This is a genomic window from Streptomyces durbertensis, assembly GCF_014156695.1.
Classification (GTDB): Bacteria; Actinomycetota; Actinomycetes; order Streptomycetales; family Streptomycetaceae; genus Streptomyces; species Streptomyces durbertensis.
The window spans coordinates 1-5,252 of the sequence record NZ_WMLF01000384.1; the positions used below are offsets into that span (position 1 = coordinate 1).

5 protein-coding genes are annotated in these 5,252 nt (G+C 69.8%); 3 read left to right on the forward strand and 2 right to left on the reverse strand.

Features of this window, described 5'->3' with window-relative positions; translation table 11 throughout:
- Window positions 1–148: 148 nt before the first annotated feature.
- The gene (locus GL263_RS20885; protein ID WP_182857271.1) at window positions 149–736 is read right to left on the reverse strand and encodes a nicotinamidase; all 588 of its coding nucleotides are present in this window, start codon (window positions 734–736) and stop codon (window positions 149–151) included.
- A 67-nt stretch (window positions 737–803) separates the two neighbouring features.
- Complete coding sequence (locus GL263_RS20890; protein WP_182857272.1) at window positions 804–2,138, reverse strand: nicotinate phosphoribosyltransferase; 1,335 nt, start codon at window positions 2,136–2,138, stop codon at window positions 804–806.
- A gap of 115 nt (window positions 2,139–2,253) precedes the next feature.
- Between GL263_RS20890 and clpS the strand changes: the two genes are divergently transcribed.
- The 3 genes from clpS (at window position 2,254) to GL263_RS20905 (ending at window position 5,075) form a co-directional block, all read left to right on the forward strand.
- On the forward strand, window positions 2,254–2,562 hold the full coding sequence (gene clpS, locus GL263_RS20895) for an ATP-dependent Clp protease adapter ClpS (RefSeq protein ID WP_182857273.1): 309 nt from the start codon (window positions 2,254–2,256) through the stop codon (window positions 2,560–2,562).
- A complete protein-coding gene (locus GL263_RS20900; RefSeq protein WP_182857274.1) occupies window positions 2,562–3,152 on the forward strand; it encodes a DUF2017 domain-containing protein in 591 nt (196 codons plus the stop codon). The genes clpS and GL263_RS20900 overlap by 1 nt, the downstream gene beginning before the upstream one ends.
- Window positions 3,153–3,482: 330 nt before the next feature.
- Complete coding sequence (locus tag GL263_RS20905) at window positions 3,483–5,075, forward strand: alanine/glycine:cation symporter family protein (protein ID WP_182857275.1); 1,593 nt, start codon at window positions 3,483–3,485, stop codon at window positions 5,073–5,075.
- The last annotated feature ends 177 nt before the right edge of the window (window positions 5,076–5,252 follow it).

Genomic DNA, 5,252 nt, shown 5'->3' on the forward strand with positions numbered 1-5,252 from the left:
GATTCAGCCTGTCCGGCGTTTGAGGACGAAGGGCCGCCAGGCCGTGATCGGGGTCTGGGGCGGAGCCCCAGGAAGCGGGAAGGGGTGTGGGGCTGGGGAGGACCCCCGGGGGCGCTACCGCAGCACCGGGGTGCCGCTCACGGGGGCGCTACCGCAGCACCGGGGTGCCGCTCAGCTCGACGCCCGCCTCCCGCATCGCCTCCAGCGCCGCCCGGGTCGTCTCCGGCGTGACGCCCGCCGTCAGGTCCAGCAGGACCCGCGTCCGGAACCCCTCCGCGGCGGCGTCCAGCGCCGTGGCCCGCACGCAGTGGTCCGTGGCGATGCCGACGACGTCGACCTCCGTCACGTGGTGCCGGCGCAGCCACTCCGCGAGGGTCGTGCCGTCCTCGTCGCTGCCCTCGAAGCCGCTGTAGGCGGCCGTGTACGCGCCCTTGCTGAAGACGGCGTCGAGGGCGCCGGAGGCGACGGCGGGGGCGAAGTTGGGATGGAAGCCGACGCCCTCGGTGCCGGCGACGCAGTGCGGGGGCCAGGTGGTGGTGTAGTCCGGTTCGCCGGAGAAGTGGTCGCCGGGGTCGATGTGGTGGTCCCGGCTGGCGACGATGTGGTGGTAGCCGGCGGTGGCGTCGGCGATCAGGTCGGTGATCGCCGCGGCGACGTCGGAGCCGCCCTGGACCGCGAGGCTGCCGCCTTCGCAGAAGTCGTTCTGTACGTCCACGACGATCAGTGCCCGGTGCATGACGCACACCCTTCGGCCGGTTGGTTGACGGTTCTCACGCGGTTCTCACACCAGTCCCGTACCAGTCTCATACGAGGTAGCGGGTGGGGAGGACGGGTTCTCCCCGGGAGAGCTGGGTGGCGGAGAGGGGGAGGGCCGCGCGAGCCGCCCGGTGGCGCTCCCTGGCGGCCTCCAGCGGTTCGCGTGCCACGATCTCCCCGCCGCGTACCAGTTCCACGGACAGCTCCTGCCCGGCCAGCTCGGCGGGAACCTCTCCGGTGCCGACGACTTCCGCCTCGGCGACGCCTTCGGCGTCCCGCTGGCGGGCGGCCCACTTCGCGCCCGCGATGGAGAGCTTCGCACCCATCGACTTCTTCGCGACCGGGACGAGGGGCGCGTCGGGTTCGGTGGATTCCGCGCGGGCGACCAGCTTGTAGACCATCGACGACGTGGGGTGGCCGCTGCCGGTGACAAGCTGGGTGCCGACGCCGTAGGCGTCGACGGGGGCGGCGGCGAGGGAGGCGATGGCGTACTCGTCGAGGTCGCTGGTGACCACGATGCGGGTGTCGCGGGCGCCCAGCTCGTCGAGCTGCTGGCGGACGCGGTGGGCGAGCAGCAGCAGGTCGCCGGAGTCGATGCGCACGGCGCCGAGCCCGGGGCCGGCGATGTCGACGGCGGCGCGGACGGCCTCGGCCACGTCGTAGGTGTCGACCAGCAGGGTGGTGCCGCGGCCCAGGGAGTCGACCTGGGCGGTGAAGGCGTCGCGTTCGCTGTCGTGTACGAGTGTGAACGCGTGGGCGCTGGTCCCGACGGTGGGGATGCCGTAGCGGTAGCCGGCGGCGAGGTCGGAGGTGGCGTCGAAGCCGCCGACGTAGGCGGCCCGCGCGGCGGCGACGGCGGCCAGTTCGTGGGTGCGCCGGGCGCCCATCTCGACGAGGGTGCGGCCGCGCGCGGCGACGGCCATCCGGGACGCGGCGGCGGCGACGGCGGAGTCGTGGTTGAGGATCGACAGGACGACCGTCTCCAGCAGGACGCACTCGGCGAAGGTGCCCTCGACGCGGAGGACCGGTGAGCCGGGGAAGTACACCTCGCCCTCCGGGTAGCCGCTGATGTCGCCGCTGAAGCGGTGGTCGGCGAGCCAGGCCAGGGTGGGTTCGTCGACCACGCGGTGCGCGCGGAGGAAGGCGAGCTGTTCGTCCTCGAAGCGGAAGTTGGCGACCGCGTCCAGGACCCGGCCGGTGCCGGCGACGACGCCGTAGCGGCGGCCCTCGGGGAGGCGCCGGGTGAACACCTCGAAGACCGATCGGCGGTCCGCGGTGCCGCCGCGCAGCGCGGCCTGCACCATCGTCAGCTCGTAGTGGTCGGTGAAGAGTGCCGTCGAGGGCACGGCGACCGGCAGCCCGAGCGTGGCAGCAGCGTTCATGCCGCCGATGCTACTCCACATCTCGTCACTGTGACGATATCGAGGAGCGGGTGGTGTCCGACCCGCCGCCGGACGGCGGGTGCGGTTTGCGTTCGCCCCCGGGGGCGGTGGCAGCATGGAGCATGTGACCGTACCCGTGGAGATCGAGCGTCCAGAAGTGACCGGAGCGTCCGAGCCGGTGGCCGAGCCGGACGTCCCGTGGGTGACGCTCGTGCACAACGACCCGGTGAACCTGATGAGTTACGTGACCTACGTCTTCCAGGCCTACTTCGGGTACTCCAAGGACAAGGCGCGGCGACTCATGCTGGACGTCCACAACAAGGGGCGGGCCGTGGTGTCGAGCGGTTCCCGCGAGGAGATGGAGCGCGACGTGCAGGCGATGCACGGGTACGGACTCTGGGCGACCCTCTCCCAGGACCGCTGATGGCGGCCTACTTCGACCCCTCCCCGACGGTTCCCGGCGGTGCGGCGATCGCGTTGGAGGAGGTGGAGGTCTCCATCCTCCGCAGCCTCGTCGTGCAGCTCCTGGAGCTGATCGGCCCCGGTCCGGCGGAGAACGACGATCCGCTGGCCGAGCTGTTCGCCGAGGGGCCGAGCGAGGCGCCCTCCGACCCGGCGCTGGCCCGGCTCTTCCCCGACGCCTACAGCGGTCCCGGTCGGAAGCCGGACGCCGAGGCGGAGGCGCTGTCGGCGGAGTTCCGCCGCTTCACCGAGAACGACCTGCGCGCCCGCAAGCGGGAGGACGGGCTGGCCGTCGTGCGCTCGCTGGACTCGCTGGTGCCCGACGGCAGCGGGGGAGCGGTGCTCACGCTCGCGCCCGAGCAGTCCCGGCAGTGGCTGGGCACCCTCAACGACCTGAGACTGACGCTGGCCTCCCGGCTGCACGTCACCAGTGAGGACGACTCGGCGGCGCTGTACGAGCTGGACGACGAGGATCCGCGCAAGCCGCTGGTGATGGCCTACCTCTGGCTGGGCGGCCTCCAGGAAAGCCTCGTCGAGACCCTGGCGGTCTGACCAGGGCACCAGTACGCTCACGTAACGTCACCACGTGTGCTCGATTATCGGTGAATCATGCATGTTTAGTGAGCGATCCGTCCGATTCGCGTGACGATGTCCATCCTGTGACTGGACCGTGATGTGGTCGTGTGACCCGCGTCACACGAATGCCATCGCGCTGCGTGATAGGAACGGCCAATCCGTTTTTTACGGGGATCCGACGTCCCGGTGAACTCAACGGAGCGGCCACCGCGATTTGCGTCTGGCCTCGTCAATCGCGCCCGAATGCACCACCCGGCATTCTGCCGCAACCTCCCGTCCCCTTAGTGGCATACGCCAGAGGTACTCATGGCAAACAGCGAAACCTCCTGGACTGACTCGGTCAACGACGCCGTAAACGGCGTGTTCGAGCCGGTCTCCAAGTTTCTGGGCGAAATCGTCTTCTACAGCGTCGACATCTTCGGGACGAGCTTCCCGCTCATCGTGGGATGGCTCGTCGTCGCCGGAGCGATCTTCTCGATCTACTTCGGGTTCGCCCAGGTCCGCCACCTGAAGACCGCGTTCAAGCTGGTGCGCGGCAAGTACGAGCAGAAGGACGCGCCGGGCGAGATCAACCACTTCCAGGCGCTGACCTCCGCCGTCTCCGGCACCGTCGGTCTCGGCAACATCGCGGGTGTCGCCATCGCGATCTCCATCGGTGGCCCGGGCGCCACGTTCTGGATGATCCTCTGCGGCTTCCTCGGCATGGCCACCAAGTTCGTCGAGTGCACCCTCGGCGTGAAGTACCGCGAGTTCAACAAGGACGGCACGGTCAACGGCGGCCCGATGCTGTACCTGCGCAAGGGCCTGGCGGAGCGCGGCTGGCCGACGGTCGGCAAGGTCCTCGCCGCGCTGTCCGCCGTCATGATCCTCTTCTTCACCTTCTTCGGCGGCAACCTCTTCCAGATCAACCAGTCGCTGGAGCAGCTGGTCTCGGTCACCGGCAAGGACGACAGCGTCTTCGGCACCAGCGGCGGCGCGATCTTCTACGGTCTGGTCATCGCCGGTCTGGTCGCCCTGGTCCTGATCGGCGGCATGCGCTCCATCGGCGCCGTCACCAGCCGCCTGGTCCCCTCCATGGCGCTGCTGTACGTCACCGCCTGTCTGCTGGTCATCGGCTTCAACCTCACCGAGGTGCCGAACGCCATCGCCACGATCGTCTCCCAGGCGTTCAACCCCGAGGGTGTCGCCGGTGGTGTCATCGGCGCCCTGATCGTCGGCTTCCAGCGGGCGGCCTTCTCCAACGAGGCCGGTATCGGCTCGGCGCCGATCGCCCACTCCGCGGTGAAGACCAAGCGTCCGGCCACCGAGGGTCTCGTCGCCATGATCGAGCCCTTCATCGACACCGTCGTCATCTGCACCATGACCGCCCTGACGATCATCATCGCCGGCGGCCCGCTGTACACCCAGTACCGTGAGACCGCCATCGAGGGCGGCGAGCTGGACCGCAGCACCGGCGCGGGCATCTCGATCACCTCCGACGCGTTCGAGACCGCGCTGCCGTGGTTCCCGTACGTGCTCACCGTCGCGGTCATCCTCTTCGCCTTCTCCACGGTCATCACCTGGAGCTACTACGGCCTGAAGAGCTGGGGCCACCTGTTCGGCCACAGCAAGACCTCCGAGCTGGTGTACAAGGTCATCTTCTGCACCATGGTCGTCACCGGCGCGCTGCTCTCGCTGGGCGTGCTCGTCGACCTGTCGGACGCGACGCTGTTCATGGCGGCGCTGTTCAACATCGTCGGTCTGTACCTGCTGGCTCCGGTCGTCAAGAAGGAGCTGCGCAAGGTCCTCAACTACGCCAAGCGTCGCGACGCCGGCGACACCGAGGAGCAGATCGAGGCGGACGAGGCCGCGGAGGAGGCCGCGGAGGCGGCTGCCGCCGCCCGCACCTCGGCGAAGTAAGGCCCGCAGTCTGTCGGTCCTTCACGTGGGGCCGTTCCGCATCGCCCGGGGGTGCGGAACGGCCCCACGGCCGTGTGTGTGGCCCCTCCCCGCCCCTTCCCGCTTCCTGGGGCTCCGCCCCAGACCCCGGTCACGGCCTGGCGGCCGGCTCGTCCTCAAACGCCGGCCGGGCTATAC

Coding starts and splice junctions, on each gene's coding strand:
- GL263_RS20885 (WP_182857271.1), bottom strand. CDS start 736: ATGCACCGGGCACTGATCGTCGTGGACGTACAGAACGACTTCTGCGAA.
- GL263_RS20890 (WP_182857272.1), bottom strand. CDS start 2,138: ATGAACGCTGCTGCCACGCTCGGGCTGCCGGTCGCCGTGCCCTCGACG.
- clpS (WP_182857273.1), top strand. CDS start 2,254: ATGGAGCATGTGACCGTACCCGTGGAGATCGAGCGTCCAGAAGTGACC.
- GL263_RS20900 (WP_182857274.1), top strand. CDS start 2,562: ATGGCGGCCTACTTCGACCCCTCCCCGACGGTTCCCGGCGGTGCGGCG.
- GL263_RS20905 (WP_182857275.1), top strand. CDS start 3,483: ATGGCAAACAGCGAAACCTCCTGGACTGACTCGGTCAACGACGCCGTA.